We start from the raw sequence: 13,667 nt of genomic DNA, 5'->3' as shown, positions 1-13,667 counted from the left end.
TAAAGACGACATAGAAAGGGGCACAATATGGTAGCAACAGTGGCTGTAATTATGGGTAGTACTTCTGATTGGGAAACAATGAAGTACGCTTGTGAGAGTTTAGATGAATTAGAAATTAATTATGAGAAGAAAGTTGTTTCTGCTCATCGAACACCGGATTTGATGTTCGAATTTGCCAAGAATGCAAGAAATCGAGGAATCAAAGTAATTATTGCTGGTGCTGGGGGTGCAGCACATTTACCTGGAATGGTGGCAGCTAAAACAACTTTACCAGTGATAGGTGTACCAGTACAATCAAAAACACTAAATGGTTTAGACTCCTTATTATCAATTGTTCAGATGCCAGGTGGCGTACCAGTTGCAACAACAGCAATTGGAAAAGCCGGTGCAACCAACGCAGGATTGTTAGCAGGTCAGATTCTATCAATTGAAGATGAAAAAATTGCTGAAAGATTGGCAGATAAAAGAGTACAAATGAAAGAAACTGTAATAGAAAGTAGTGAACAACTTGGTTAAAGCATTGCAACCGGGCGCAACAATTGGAATTGTCGGCGGCGGTCAATTAGGTAGAATGATGGCAATTAGTGCTAAAGAAATGGGCTTTCGAACTGGAATCGTCGACCCTGTTGAAGATTGTCCAGCAGCTCAAGTTTCAGATTGGCATATTATGGCGAACTACAATGATCAATTAGCTTTAGAAGAATTAGCTCGCCGCAGTGATGTGATTACTTATGAGTTTGAAAATGTTGACGTGGCAACACTGAATCAAATCGTTCAAAAAGCCAATGTTCCGCAAGGGACGGATTTGTTGGCGATCACTCAAGATCGTCTGATGGAAAAAAATTTTTTGGAGAATAATAATATTGTGATAGCGCCTTATGCCACTATCATTTCTCCAACGGATATTCAAGAAGCGATTGATGGGATTGGTTTTCCTTGTGTCTTGAAAACGACGCGAGGTGGATACGATGGCCATGGGCAATATGTTTTAAAAAGTTCAGCTGATTTAGCGCCTTCTATGAATTTATTACGTCAAGGAACATGTGTCTTAGAATCATGGATTCCCTTTGAAAAAGAGTTATCGGTTATTGTAAGTGGCAATCTTCAAGGGGAGTATGTGACTTTTCCGGTAGTAGAAAATATTCATTGCAATAATATTTTACATGAAACGATTGCACCTGCAAGAATTGAACAAGATGTAGCAGATGAAATTAGTCGTATTGCTAAAGTTATTGCTAAAAGTGTCAGTCTGGTAGGTACTTTATGCATCGAATTATTTCTTACTGAGGCGGGAACACTTTATGTAAATGAACTAGCTCCACGACCGCATAATTCAGGACATTATACGATTGAAGCTTGTTCAATCAGCCAATTCGATGCACATGTTCGTGGCGTTTGCGGTTGGCCGTTAAGTCAACCCAAATTATTATCACCAGCTGTGATGGTAAATATTTTGGGTGAACGTTTATTGCATACTTATCAATTAATTGGTGAAAAACCCGATTGGCAGTTCCATTATTATGGCAAATCACCTGCTAAAAAAGGACGTAAAATGGGCCATATTACCATTTTAACTGAAGATGTTGATCAAACTTTAGAAGAAGTAAAAAATACAAAAATTTGGGACTAAAAAGGAGCAAAACATGATACCACGTTATACACGCAAAGAAATGGGCGACATTTGGAGTGACGAAAATCGTTACCGTGCTTGGTTGGAAGTTGAAATTTTAGCTGACGAGGCTTGGGCAGAATTAGGTGAGATTCCTAAAGCAGATGTTGAAAAAATCCGTGCCAATGCTGATTTTGATATTGATCGTATTTTAGAGATTGAAGAATCTACTAGGCATGATGTCGTTGCTTTTACAAGAGCAGTCTCTGAGACATTAGGTGAAGAACGAAAATGGGTACATTATGGTTTAACAAGTACTGATGTTGTGGATACAGCATATGGTTATCTATATAAACAAGCCAATGATTTAATTCGTAAAGATCTAGCAGAATTTTTGGATATTATTGGAGAAAAAGCTAAAGCCAACAAAAATGTTGTGATGATGGGACGTACTCACGGTGTTCATGCGGAACCTACTTCTTTTGGGTTAAAATTGGCTACGTGGTATTCTGAAATGAAGCGAAATATCGAACGTTTTGATCATGCAGCAAAAGGAGTTGAAGCTGGCAAAATTTCTGGAGCAGTAGGAACTTTTGCTAACATTCCACCATTTGTTGAAAAATATGTTTGCGAACATCTAGGAATTCGTCCGCAAGAAATTTCTACGCAAGTTTTACCAAGAGATTTACATGCTGAATACTTTTCAAGCTTGGCATTAATTGCTACTTCAATTGAAAGATTTGCCACTGAAATCCGTGGTTTACAAAAATCTGAGACCCGTGAAGTTGAAGAATTTTTTGCCAAAGGTCAAAAGGGTTCTTCAGCAATGCCTCATAAACGTAATCCAATTGGTTCAGAAAATATGACTGGATTGGCACGAGTGGTTCGCGGCCATTTAATTACAGCTTTTGAAGATGTTGCTTTATGGCATGAAAGAGACATTTCTCACTCTTCTGCTGAAAGAATCATCACACCAGATACAACAATTTTAGTTGATTATATGTTAAATCGTTTTAGCAAAATAGTAAAAAATTTAACTGTCTTCCCAGAAAATATGAAACGTAATATGGAAGCAACTTTTGGTTTAATTTATAGTCAAAGAGTAATGTTAAAGCTAATTGATCATGGGATGTCACGAGAAGCAGCCTACGATTTGGTGCAACCGAAAACTGCGTATGCTTGGGATAACCAAGTTGCCTTCCGTCCATTATTAGAGGAAGATGAAAATATAACGAATGTTTTATCAGCTATTGATTTAGATGATGCCTTCGATTATAATTATCATTTAAGAAATGTCGATGGAATATTTAAAAGAGTTGGTATTGAGTAAACTGATTATAAGTAACTAAGAGAAATCTTGGTTACTTTCGATAAATCTTTTTGAAAGCGTTTTCAAATCGGAAAAGGAGGTTTAGGTCAGTAAGTACTTAAAAAATGAAAGATAGGATGGTTTTATGGATGCATTTTTAACAAGAATCAATTCTTTAATTTGGGGAGCACCGATGATTTTACTAATATTAGGTGTTGGGATTATTTTAACTATTGGTTCACGAGGGATTCAAATTCGAAAATTACCACTAGCTTTAAAATATATGGTAAAAAACGAAGATGGTGGTGAAGGAGACGTAACGAGTTTCCAAGCATTAACAACAGCTCTTTCTGCAACAATCGGTACGGGAAATATAGTTGGGGTAGCTACGGCGATTGTGTCAGGCGGTCCAGGTGCTTTATTTTGGCTAGAAATCGCTGGTTTATTGGGAATGGCAACAAAATATGCTGAAGGATTACTGGCAGTTAAATATCGAACTTTTGATGATCAAGGTAAGGCGTTGGGCGGTCCGTTTTATTATATCGAAAAAGGTTTAGGAATGAAATGGCGTTGGCTAGCGAAAATGTTTGCTTTCTTCGGAGCAATTGCTGGTATTATTGGGATTGGAACAATTACACAAATTAATGGTATTACTTCTTCTGCACAAGTATTTTTTGATCCGAATAATGCTCATACAATTAGTTTATTTGGCAATGATTATTCTTTGGCTGTCGTTATTTCCGGTGCTATTGTGACCGTTTTGGTATCGATTGTTTTAGTTGGTGGGGTCACTCGAATTGCCAAAGTTTCTGAAATTGTTGTACCGGCAATGATTGTTTTATATGTCGGTTTGTGTTTATTTATGATTATTTTTAATATTGGACGGTTACCAGCAGTGATTGTTGAAATTATCCAAAGTGCCTTTGGTTTAAGAGCAGTATCAGGTGGTGCGCTGGGTGCGATGATGATCGCAATGCAGCGAGGAATTGCACGAGGTATTTTTTCAAATGAGTCTGGCTTAGGTAGCGCACCGATCGCTGCTGCTGCAGCGCAATCAAAAGAACCTGTAAGACAAGGTTTAGTTTCAATGACTGGAACATTTATCGATACATTAGTGGTTTGTAATATGACTGGGATGGCAATTATTTTAACGGGTGCTTGGGATCAAGGGCTGGAAGGATCAGCTGTTACAATTTTTGCATTTACACAGGCATTACCAATTTCTCAAACACTAGCTTCTTTTTTATTAATGCTTTGTCTGACATTCTTTGCTTTTACAACTATCTTAGGCTGGAATTATTACTCTGAAAGATGTCTTAGTTATTTAACTGGTGGAAATACAAAGTTTTCGTCAGCTTTTCGAGTATTATATATTTTAGCAGTATTTATTGGTCCTTATTTGACTGTCACAATGGTTTGGACAATCGCAGATATATTTAACGGATTAATGGCCTTTCCAAATATTGTTGCGTTGATTTTATTGAGCCCAGTAGTTATTCGAGAAACCAAATCATACTTTAGTCGAATGGCAGCTGGTCAGTTGGACGAGCAATTATCAATGAGTGATCTGGCTGTGTCGATTGATCAATATCAAGAAGAACCTGATATTGATGTAAATAAAGAAAATGATCTGATTCAAGCAATCAAACAAGAAGATGATTAAAAAAGAGAGTTTTCCGCTTTGGAAAACTCTTTTTTTAGGCATATGATAATAATTCTCCTTTTAACTCAACCAAGAGATCATCTACTAAATGATAGTCATATTCGTTTAAATTATAGAATACTTTTATTTGATAACCTTGTTTAAATAGTTTTTGATATTTAAGTTGGCTAATAATCAATTCATCATTATGATCGTTTATAAATGAAAAAGTCTGAATAGGCTGTTGCTTAGGCTTCAACCATTTTTTCAGATTTTTATATGTATAAAAAGAGGTATTTACATTTTCTTTATGGGTGACATTCAAGCCAAGTAAATAGTTAAACAACTGGTGTTTATCTGCTTCATTCATATGATGTAGAAATTCTTGAGCAATTAATCCTGTCTGTAACATGTTCATTCCTCCGATATTATTGTCAAATAAACTATAGCACCTAATTTTTAATATGTAAACGCTATCTTTTTTGACCTGAAATACAAAATTTAGCAAAAAACGAACATTAAGGAATAAAAAAATATAAATATCCGATAAATAATTGACCCGGATTTTGTGAGTTGTTACACTATAATTGAATAAAATACGAATGATAATTGTTCGATAACAATAAATCATTCACAATTAAGAAGGGGTAACGCAAGTGGAAAAAGGCCAATTACTTTATCAAGGCAAAGCAAAAGAACTATTTCAAACAGACCAACCAGATTTGATTTGGGTTGAGTATTTGAATCAAGCAACGGCTTTAAACGGCGCTAAAAAAGACCAAATTAAAGGCAAAGGTGAGCTTAATAATCAAATCACTAGTTTACTTTTTCAACGCTTAGATGAAAAAGGAATTCGTAGTCATTTCGTGGAACAAATTTCAGAAACAGAACAAATTATCCAAGCAGTTGATATTATCCCGTTGGAAGTTGTCGTTCGGAATATCGCTGCCGGAAGCTTTTCAAAGCGTTTAGCAATTCCTGAAGGTACACCGGTGAAATTTCCGATTGTTGAATTTTATTTTAAAAATGACGAATTAGATGATCCAATGATTATTGAAGACCATATTAAGGTCTTAGATATTGCTACTGATGAAGAAATCACAACGTTAAAAACAATGGCTTTAGCAGTTGATGAAGCGTTAAGTGAACTGTTTGATGAAATTGGCATTATCCTAGTAGATTTTAAATTAGAGTTTGGTCGTACAAAAGAAGGCACCATTTTATTGGCTGATGAAATATCACCTGACACTTGCCGTTTATGGGATAAGGTCACAAATGAACATTTAGATAAAGATATTTACCGTAGAGATTTAGGGGATTTAATCCCTGTTTATCAAGAAGTCTTAAATCGATTAAAAGGAGAAAAAAAAATGTATTTCGTAAAAGTATACGTAACTTACAAAGATTCAGTATTGGACCCTCAAGGTGAAGCAGTCAAAGGTGCCGTTCATCGTTTAGGCTATGACACGATTGAAGATGTTCGAATTGGTAAATATTTTGAAATCAAAGTAGCTAAAAGTAATCGTCCCATCGAAGAAATGATTGAAGAAATCTGTGACAAATTATTAGCTAACGTTAATATGGAAACTTACCGCTATGAAATTAGTACGATGGAGGAAGTTTAAATGAAATTTGCAGTCATCGTTTTTCCAGGTTCAAATTGTGATATGGATATGTATTGGGCAATCAAAGAAATTATGGATGTTGATTGTGAATATGTTCGCTTTGATGCAGATAGTTTGGCTGGTTTTGATGGCGTCTTATTGCCAGGCGGATTTTCTTATGGCGATTATCTGCGCTGTGGTGCAATTGCTCGTTTTGCAAATATTATGGCAGAAGTTGTCCGTATGGCCGAAGAAGGCAAGCCAGTCTTTGGTACTTGCAATGGCTTTCAAATTTTAACTGAGGCAGGTCTTTTACCGGGGGCTTTAAGAAGAAATGACAGCTTAAAATTCATCAGTAAAATTACACCTTTAAAAGTTGAAAATAATCAAACAAACTTTACGACCGAATATGCGGAAGGCGAAATTATTCAAATCCCCGTTGCCCATGGTGAAGGAAACTATTACTGCGATGAAGCGACATTGGATCAATTAAAAGCCAACAATCAAATTGTCTTTTCTTATGCAGAAGATAATATTAACGGTAGTGTTGAGAAAATTGCTGGTATCGTCAATGAACAAGGCAACGTTTTAGGAATGATGCCTCACCCTGAAAGAGCGGTAGAGAAATTATTAGGGTCAGACGATGGCTTGAAATTTTTCGCATCAATGATTAATAACTTCGGAAAGGTAGCGGCTAAATAATGATTAAAACAGAACCGACAGCTCAAGAGATTAAAGAGCAAAGAATCTACGCTGAATGGGGGCTAACTGACGAAGAATATCGAATGATTTCAGAGGATATTTTAGGTCGGATGCCTAATTATACTGAGACAGGACTTTTTTCAGTCATGTGGAGTGAGCATTGTTCATATAAAAATTCAAAACCGGTTTTAAGAAAATTTCCAACAACTGGTAAGCAAGTATTACAAGGGCCTGGTGAAGGTGCCGGGATTGTTGACATTGGTGATAATCAAGCAGTTGTATTTAAAGCAGAAAGTCATAACCATCCTTCAGCTGTTGAACCTTATGAAGGGGCTGCAACCGGTGTTGGCGGAATTATTCGTGATATTTTTAGTATGGGTGCAAGACCGATTGCTATCTTAGATTCTTTACGTTTTGGTGAATTAGATAATTCCCGAACAAAATATTTATTAGAAGAAGTTGTCGCTGGAATTTCTGGTTATGGTAACTGTATTGGAATTCCAACAGTCGGAGGCGAAGTAGCTTTTGATGCGAGCTATGAAGGAAATCCATTAGTTAATGCAATGTGTGTTGGTTTAATTGATCATAAAGATATTCAAAAAGGGCAGGCCAAAGGTGTCGGCAATAAAATCATGTATGTAGGGGCTAAAACTGGTCGTGATGGTATTCATGGCGCTACTTTTGCTTCAGAAGAATTTGTTGAAGGGGAAGAACAACAACGTTCGGCTGTGCAAGTTGGTGATCCATTCATGGAAAAATTATTATTGGAAGCTTGTCTGGAATTGATTTTAGACCATTCTGAAATTTTAGTTGGCATTCAAGATATGGGTGCAGCTGGTTTAGTATCTTCTAGTGCAGAAATGGCTTCAAAAGCTGGATCTGGTTTGAAACTTTATTTAGATGATGTACCTCAACGGGAAACAGGAATGTCCCCTTATGAAATGATGTTGTCAGAATCTCAAGAACGGATGTTAATCTGTGTTGAATTAGGGGCAGAAGATCAAGTGGTCGAATTATTTAAAAAATATGATTTAGATGCTGTAACAATTGGTGAAGTAACTGACGATGGTTTATATCGTTTATATCATCATGATGTAGAAGTTGCGAATTTGCCTGTGGATGCTTTAGCAGAAGATGCGCCGGTTTATCAGAATGAAAAGAAAGAACCTGCTCGTATTAAAGAATTTGCGGAAATGGCTGATTTTGTACCAACAATCCAAGATGCAACAGCAACCCTTTTAGATTTGTTAAAACAACCGACTATTGCTTCTAAAAAAACAATTTTTGAAACTTACGATTCTAGAGTTCGGACTAATACAGTGGTAGGCCCGGGTAGTGATGCCGCTGTTCTTAGAGTACGTGGCACGAATAAAGCATTGGCAATGACAACAGATTGCAACGCCCGTTATTTATATCTAAATCCTGAGGTTGGCGGACAAATTGCAGTTGCAGAAGCTGCGCGAAATATTGTTGCATCTGGTGGACAGCCTTTAGCGATTACTGACTGCTTAAATTATGGTTCTCCTGAAAAACCTGAAGGATTCTGGGAATTATGGACATCTGCTGATGGTATTTCTGAAGCTTGTACCGTTTTAAACACACCAGTCATTTCTGGGAATGTCTCTTTATATAATGAAACAGACGGAAAAGCGATTTATCCAACTCCAATGATTGGTATGGTTGGCTTAATCGAAGACTTAAACCATGTAACAACTCAACAATTTAAAAATGTTGGTGATTTAGTCTATGTGATTGGTGAAACCAAAGCCGATTTTAATGGTTCTGAAATTCAAAAAATGCAAAAGGGTTTAATTGAAGGGAAACTAATGAATTTTGATTTAGCTACTGAAAAAGAAAACCAAGAGTTGGTTTTATCAGCAATTAAAGCTGGTTTAGTATCTAGTGCTCATGATTTGTCTGAAGGCGGTCTAGCAACGGCTTTAGCTGAAGCTACTTTCGCGAATGAATTAGGGATTTCAGTGAAGGTTGATTTGAAAGCAGCAGAATTATTCAGTGAAACACAATCTCGTTTTATCCTTTCTGTGAAAAAAGAAAATCAAGCAGCTTTTGAAAGTAGTGTTAAAAAAGCGCAATTTATTGGTGAAGTAACTGCCGATGGTCAATTAACAATTGAAGCGAATGATGGAAAAATTAATGTTGCAGTCAAGACAGCCAAAGAACTTTGGGAGGAAGCTATTCCATGTCTTATGAAGTAAGAAGTTTAAATGAAGAATGTGGTGTGTTCGGCATCTGGGGTCATCCAGATGCTACACGCGTCACTTATTTTGGTCTCCATAGTTTACAGCATCGAGGACAAGAAGGCGCCGGTATTGTATCAAATGATGAAGGTAAATTAAAAGGATACCGTGATTTAGGTTTATTGTCTGAAGTTTTTAAAGATGAACGACAGTTAGATCAATTAACTGGACAAGCAGCCATTGGTCATGTGCGATACGCGACTGCCGGAAATGGTAGTGTGGATAACATTCAACCGTTTTTGTTTAAGTTTTATGATGGCGATTTTGCACTAGCGCATAATGGTAATTTAACTAATGCTAAAACTTTAAGAAAAGATTTAGAGGAAGAAGGCGCAATTTTTCACTCTAATTCAGATACAGAAATCTTAATGCACTTAATCCGTAAAAGCGCCAAACCAGATTTTTCTAGTCAATTAAAAGAAGCCTTGAACACTGTTAAAGGTGGTTTTGCTTATTTAATGATGACGGAAGATTCTATGGTAGCCGCTTTAGATGCCAATGGCTTCAGACCATTATCAATCGGACAAATGGTGAATGGTGCATATGTGGTTGCTTCAGAAACTTGTGCCTTAGAAGTAGTTGGTGCCGAGTTTTTACAAGACGTAAATCCTGGTGAAGTAATTACTATTAACGACCAAGGTTTGACAGTTGAAAAATTTACTGATGAGACACAACATGCAATTTGCTCAATGGAATACATTTATTTTGCTAGACCTGATTCAAATATTGCAGGGGTAAACGTTCATAGTGCTAGAAAAAATATGGGTCGAATTTTATCATCTGAAGCACCGATTGAAGCGGATATGGTAGTCGGTGTGCCAAATTCATCATTATCAGCTGCTAGTGGTTATGCAGAAGCAACTGGCATTCCTTATGAAATGGGTTTAGTAAAAAATCAGTACATCGCAAGAACTTTTATCCAGCCTACCCAAGAATTAAGAGAACAAGGTGTTCGGATGAAGTTGTCAGCAGTTCGAGGTGTTGTTGAAGGCAAAAAAGTCATCATGGTAGATGATTCGATTGTGCGTGGGACAACCAGTCGTCGGATAGTGGAATTATTAAAAGAAGCCGGTGCAAAAGAAGTTCATGTACGAATTGCTTCACCACCTCTACGCTACCCTTGTTTTTATGGAATAGATATTCAAACAAGAAAAGAATTAATCGCAGCAAATCATTCAATTGAAGAAATTCGTTCAGAAATCGGTGCTGATTCTTTGGCCTTTTTAAGTGAAGAAGGATTAATTGACGCGATTGGCTTGAAGTTTGATGCACCTTATTCTGGTTTATGTATGGCTTATTTTAATGGGGATTATCCTACGCCATTGTACGATTATGAAGAAAAATATCAAGAATCATTACGTGAAAAAATTTCATTTTTCTAAAGGAGAGAAATAATGGCTAACGCATATCAAAAAGCTGGTGTCGATGTAGAAGCGGGTTATGAAGTGGTAGAAAGAATTAAAAAACATGTCAAGAAAACTGAAAGATTAGGCGTGATGGGCGCAATTGGTGGCTTTGGCGGCAATTTTGATTTAAGTCAATTAAACGTCAAAGAACCCGTCTTGATTTCTGGTACTGATGGTGTGGGAACAAAATTGATGGTCGCTATTCAGGCAGATCGTCACGATACAATAGGGATTGACTGTGTAGCAATGTGTGTCAACGACATTATTGCGCAGGGCGCTGAACCATTATATTTTTTAGATTATATTGCTACTGGAAAAAATGTTCCAGAACGTTTAGAACAAGTTGTTGCCGGTGTAGTTGATGGTTGTGTGCAAGCTGGGGCAGCTTTAATTGGTGGCGAAACAGCTGAAATGCCAGGTATGTACGGTGATAAGGATTATGATTTAGCTGGCTTTGCTGTGGGGATTGCCGAAAAAAGTAAAATTGTAACTGGGGAAAAAATTCAAGCTAGCGATGTTTTGATTGGGTTGCCTTCATCAGGAATTCATTCCAATGGCTATTCTTTGGTTCGTAAAATTTTCTTTGAAGATAATGATTTTACGATTTCGGATAAATTGCCAGAACTTGATTGGGCATCGTTAGCTGATGAATTATTAAAACCAACTCGGATTTATGCCAAGGCAATTTTACCTTTGGTTAAAGATGAATTACTCCATGGTGTAGCTCACATAACTGGTGGCGGATTTGTTGAAAACTTACCAAGAATGCTACCTGATCAACTTGCTTGTGAGATTGAATTAGGAACCTGGCCAATCTTACCAATTTTTTCAACTATGGAGAAATATGGTCAAATTCCTACCATGGAAATGTACGAAATTTTCAATATGGGTATTGGTATGGTATTAGCGGTTGCACCAGAAAAAGTTGCAGCGGTTCAAGAGCTGTTGCAAAAAAATGATGAAGCTTCTTATATTATTGGAAAAGTAACTGACAAAGTTAATGAGTCGATTTCATTTAAGGGAGCAAAATAAATGAAAATTGCTGTCTTAGCTTCTGGGAATGGTTCTAATTTTGAAGCTTTAGCTAATGCTGTTCGAAATGGAGAGATTCCTGCAAAAATTGATTTACTTTTTTCTGATCACCAGGATGCGTATGTCTTAAAGAGAGCGGAAAAATTTCAAATTCCCAGTGAAAGCTTTGAATTGAAAGAGTTTGAAAATAAAGCTGCTTATGAATATGCATTATTGAATTTACTGAAGAAAAATCAGATTGATTTAGTTATTTTGGCAGGTTATATGCGAATTGTCGGTGAAAAACTTTTGCAAGCATTCCCGAAAAGAATTATTAATATTCATCCGGCATTATTGCCTAGTTTCCCGGGATTACACGGTATTAAAGATGCTTTTGAAGCTGGAGTAGCTGAAACAGGTGTCACTGTTCACTATGTAGATAGTGGTGTGGATACTGGACCAGTTATTGCGCAAGAAAAAGTGATTATTGATAAAAATGATACTTTAGAAATTTTAGAAGAAAAAATTCATGCAGTTGAGCATGGACTTTATCCCGCAGTCATTGCGAAAATCATAAAGGAGTTAGGTCATGAAACGTGCGCTGATTAGTGTATCTGATAAAAATGGAATTGTTTCGTTTTCTGATAAATTAATTGAAAACGGATTTGAAATTATTTCTACTGGTGGAACTAAAAAAGTTTTAGATGAGGCCGGTGTAAAAACAATCAGTATTGATGAAGTCACTGGTTTTCCAGAAATGATGGATGGAAGAGTGAAAACACTGCACCCGAAAATCCATGGTGGTTTGTTAGGACGAAGAGACTTAATTAGCCATATGGAAGCAATGGACGCTCATGACATTCAACCAATAGATTTGGTTTGCGTGAATTTATATCCCTTTAAAGAAACTATCTTGAAAAAAGAGGTTACGGAAGCGGATGCGATTGAAAATATCGATATCGGTGGTCCAAGTATGCTTCGTTCAGCGGCGAAAAATTTCGCGGCTGTTACTGTAGTGGTAGATCCGCTAGATTATGAAACAGTTTTACAAGAATTTGCTGAAAACAACGAAACTAGTTTAGCTACGCGAAAAAATTTAGCGGCAAAAGTTTTTCGTCACACGGCTGCTTATGACGCCCTGATTGCTGAATATTTAACAGCAGCAGTTAAAGTTGCTGAACCAGAAAAATTAACTTTAACTTATGATTTAAAACAAACTTTACGATACGGTGAAAATAGTCATCAAAAAGCAGCTTTTTATCAAGATGCTATTCCTGTTTCTTATTCAATTGCTAGCGGGAAACAATTACACGGTAAGGAATTATCGTACAATAATATTAAAGATGCTGATGCTGCTTTACGGATTGCCCGTGAATTTTCTGAACCAACTGTTGTGGCGTTGAAACATATGAATCCTTGTGGTATTGGAACTGGAAAAACAATTTTTGAAGCTTATAATTATGCATACGAAGCCGATCCGGTTTCCATTTTTGGCGGTATTATTGTTGCTAACCGAGAAGTTGATTTGGCAACAGCTGAGAAGATGCATGAATTATTTCTAGAAATTATTATTGCACCATCTTTTTCTGCTGAAGCATTTGAATTATTGTCGAAGAAAAAGAATTTGCGATTATTAACACTAGACTTTAGTAATTCAAATTCTGAACAAGTAGAAATAGTATCTGTACTAGGTGGTTTATTATTTCAAGACCAAGATATCTTGACTGAAAAAGCAGAAGGGTACGAAGTCGTCACGGATCGCCAGCCAACCAAAGAGGAATTAAAAGCGTTAGAATTTGCTTGGAAAGCTGTCAAACATGTGAAATCAAATGCGATCGTCGTTGCTAACCAGCATCAAACAGTTGGTATTGGTGCCGGCCAAATGAATCGTGTGGGTTCTGTAAAAATTGCCTTAGAACAAGCTGCTGATAAAATGATTGGCGCTGTTTTAGCTAGTGACGCTTATTTCCCAATGGATGATTCAGTAGAATATGCAGCTGAACATGGCATTAAAGCGATTGTCCAACCTGGTGGTAGTATTCGAGATAAAGATTCAATAGCGATGGCAAATAAATATGGTGTAGCGATGGTCTTTACTGGTGGCCGTCACTTCAGACATTAAGAGG

General features: G+C 36.8%; 11 protein-coding genes and 2 pseudogenes. 12 read left to right on the top strand and 1 reads right to left on the bottom strand.

What is annotated here, in order from left to right; all coding sequences use genetic code 11:
• Positions 1-27: 27 nt before the first annotated feature.
• From purE to KUA55_RS06380, 4 genes and pseudogenes are all read left to right on the top strand, one after another.
• Positions 28-516, top strand: a complete 489-nt coding sequence (purE, locus tag KUA55_RS06395) for a 5-(carboxyamino)imidazole ribonucleotide mutase (protein ID WP_218325349.1) — start codon at positions 28-30, stop codon at positions 514-516.
• Positions 509-1,630, top strand: a complete 1,122-nt coding sequence (gene purK, locus KUA55_RS06390; RefSeq protein WP_218325348.1) for a 5-(carboxyamino)imidazole ribonucleotide synthase — start codon at positions 509-511, stop codon at positions 1,628-1,630. Before purE ends, purK begins: the two co-directional genes overlap by 8 nt.
• A gap of 13 nt (positions 1,631-1,643) precedes the next feature.
• Entirely contained in the window at positions 1,644-2,939 is a 1,296-nt protein-coding gene (gene purB / locus KUA55_RS06385; protein WP_218325347.1) for an adenylosuccinate lyase, read from the top strand.
• 124 nt (positions 2,940-3,063) lie between these two features.
• A pseudogene (locus KUA55_RS06380) lies at positions 3,064-4,503 on the top strand (alanine/glycine:cation symporter family protein); the annotation flags it as partial.
• A gap of 112 nt (positions 4,504-4,615) precedes the next feature.
• On the opposite strand, the gene KUA55_RS06375 reads toward KUA55_RS06380, so the two are convergent.
• Positions 4,616-4,972, bottom strand: a complete 357-nt coding sequence (locus KUA55_RS06375; RefSeq protein ID WP_218325345.1) for a hypothetical protein — start codon at positions 4,970-4,972, stop codon at positions 4,616-4,618.
• Between the two features lie 244 nt (positions 4,973-5,216).
• On the opposite strand from KUA55_RS06375, the pseudogene purC reads away from it, so the two are divergent.
• The 8 genes and pseudogenes from purC to purH all read left to right on the top strand — a co-directional run.
• Positions 5,217-5,915: pseudogene (gene purC / locus KUA55_RS06370) on the top strand (phosphoribosylaminoimidazolesuccinocarboxamide synthase); the annotation flags it as partial.
• Between the two features lie 15 nt (positions 5,916-5,930).
• Positions 5,931-6,185, top strand: coding sequence for a phosphoribosylformylglycinamidine synthase subunit PurS (gene purS / locus KUA55_RS18280; protein WP_246601428.1), 255 nt, complete (start codon positions 5,931-5,933; stop codon positions 6,183-6,185).
• Positions 6,186-6,866 carry a phosphoribosylformylglycinamidine synthase subunit PurQ gene (purQ, locus tag KUA55_RS06365; RefSeq protein WP_218325343.1) on the top strand — a complete coding sequence of 227 codons (681 nt, stop codon included), beginning with the start codon at positions 6,186-6,188 and terminating at the stop codon, positions 6,864-6,866.
• Positions 6,866-9,082, top strand: coding sequence for a phosphoribosylformylglycinamidine synthase subunit PurL (purL, locus tag KUA55_RS06360; RefSeq protein ID WP_218325342.1), 2,217 nt, complete (start codon positions 6,866-6,868; stop codon positions 9,080-9,082). Before purQ ends, purL begins: the two co-directional genes overlap by 1 nt.
• Entirely contained in the window at positions 9,067-10,506 is a 1,440-nt protein-coding gene (purF, locus tag KUA55_RS06355) for an amidophosphoribosyltransferase (protein ID WP_218325341.1), read from the top strand. Before purL ends, purF begins: the two co-directional genes overlap by 16 nt.
• 12 nt (positions 10,507-10,518) lie before the next feature.
• Positions 10,519-11,562 carry a phosphoribosylformylglycinamidine cyclo-ligase gene (gene purM, locus KUA55_RS06350; RefSeq protein WP_218325340.1) on the top strand — a complete coding sequence of 348 codons (1,044 nt, stop codon included), beginning with the start codon at positions 10,519-10,521 and terminating at the stop codon, positions 11,560-11,562.
• Positions 11,563-12,150, top strand: a complete 588-nt coding sequence (gene purN / locus KUA55_RS06345; RefSeq protein WP_218325339.1) for a phosphoribosylglycinamide formyltransferase — start codon at positions 11,563-11,565, stop codon at positions 12,148-12,150.
• Complete coding sequence (gene purH, locus KUA55_RS06340; protein WP_218325338.1) at positions 12,131-13,663, top strand: bifunctional phosphoribosylaminoimidazolecarboxamide formyltransferase/IMP cyclohydrolase; 1,533 nt, start codon at positions 12,131-12,133, stop codon at positions 13,661-13,663. The genes purN and purH overlap by 20 nt, the downstream gene beginning before the upstream one ends.
• Positions 13,664-13,667: the final 4 nt, after the last annotated feature.

The organism is Enterococcus alishanensis (assembly GCF_019218635.1).
Classification (GTDB): Bacteria; Bacillota; Bacilli; order Lactobacillales; family Enterococcaceae; genus Enterococcus_A; species Enterococcus_A alishanensis.
The sequence above is the reverse complement of the archived record's forward strand: the minus strand, read 5'-3'. Positions and strand labels throughout refer to the sequence as shown.

Coding starts and splice junctions, on each gene's coding strand:
- purE (WP_218325349.1), top strand. CDS start 28: ATGGTAGCAACAGTGGCTGTAATTATGGGTAGTACTTCTGATTGGGAA.
- purB (WP_218325347.1), top strand. CDS start 1,644: ATGATACCACGTTATACACGCAAAGAAATGGGCGACATTTGGAGTGAC.
- KUA55_RS06375 (WP_218325345.1), bottom strand. CDS start 4,972: ATGTTACAGACAGGATTAATTGCTCAAGAATTTCTACATCATATGAAT.
- purS (WP_246601428.1), top strand. CDS start 5,931: ATGTATTTCGTAAAAGTATACGTAACTTACAAAGATTCAGTATTGGAC.
- purQ (WP_218325343.1), top strand. CDS start 6,186: ATGAAATTTGCAGTCATCGTTTTTCCAGGTTCAAATTGTGATATGGAT.
- purL (WP_218325342.1), top strand. CDS start 6,866: ATGATTAAAACAGAACCGACAGCTCAAGAGATTAAAGAGCAAAGAATC.
- purF (WP_218325341.1), top strand. CDS start 9,067: ATGTCTTATGAAGTAAGAAGTTTAAATGAAGAATGTGGTGTGTTCGGC.
- purM (WP_218325340.1), top strand. CDS start 10,519: ATGGCTAACGCATATCAAAAAGCTGGTGTCGATGTAGAAGCGGGTTAT.
- purN (WP_218325339.1), top strand. CDS start 11,563: ATGAAAATTGCTGTCTTAGCTTCTGGGAATGGTTCTAATTTTGAAGCT.
- purH (WP_218325338.1), top strand. CDS start 12,131: ATGAAACGTGCGCTGATTAGTGTATCTGATAAAAATGGAATTGTTTCG.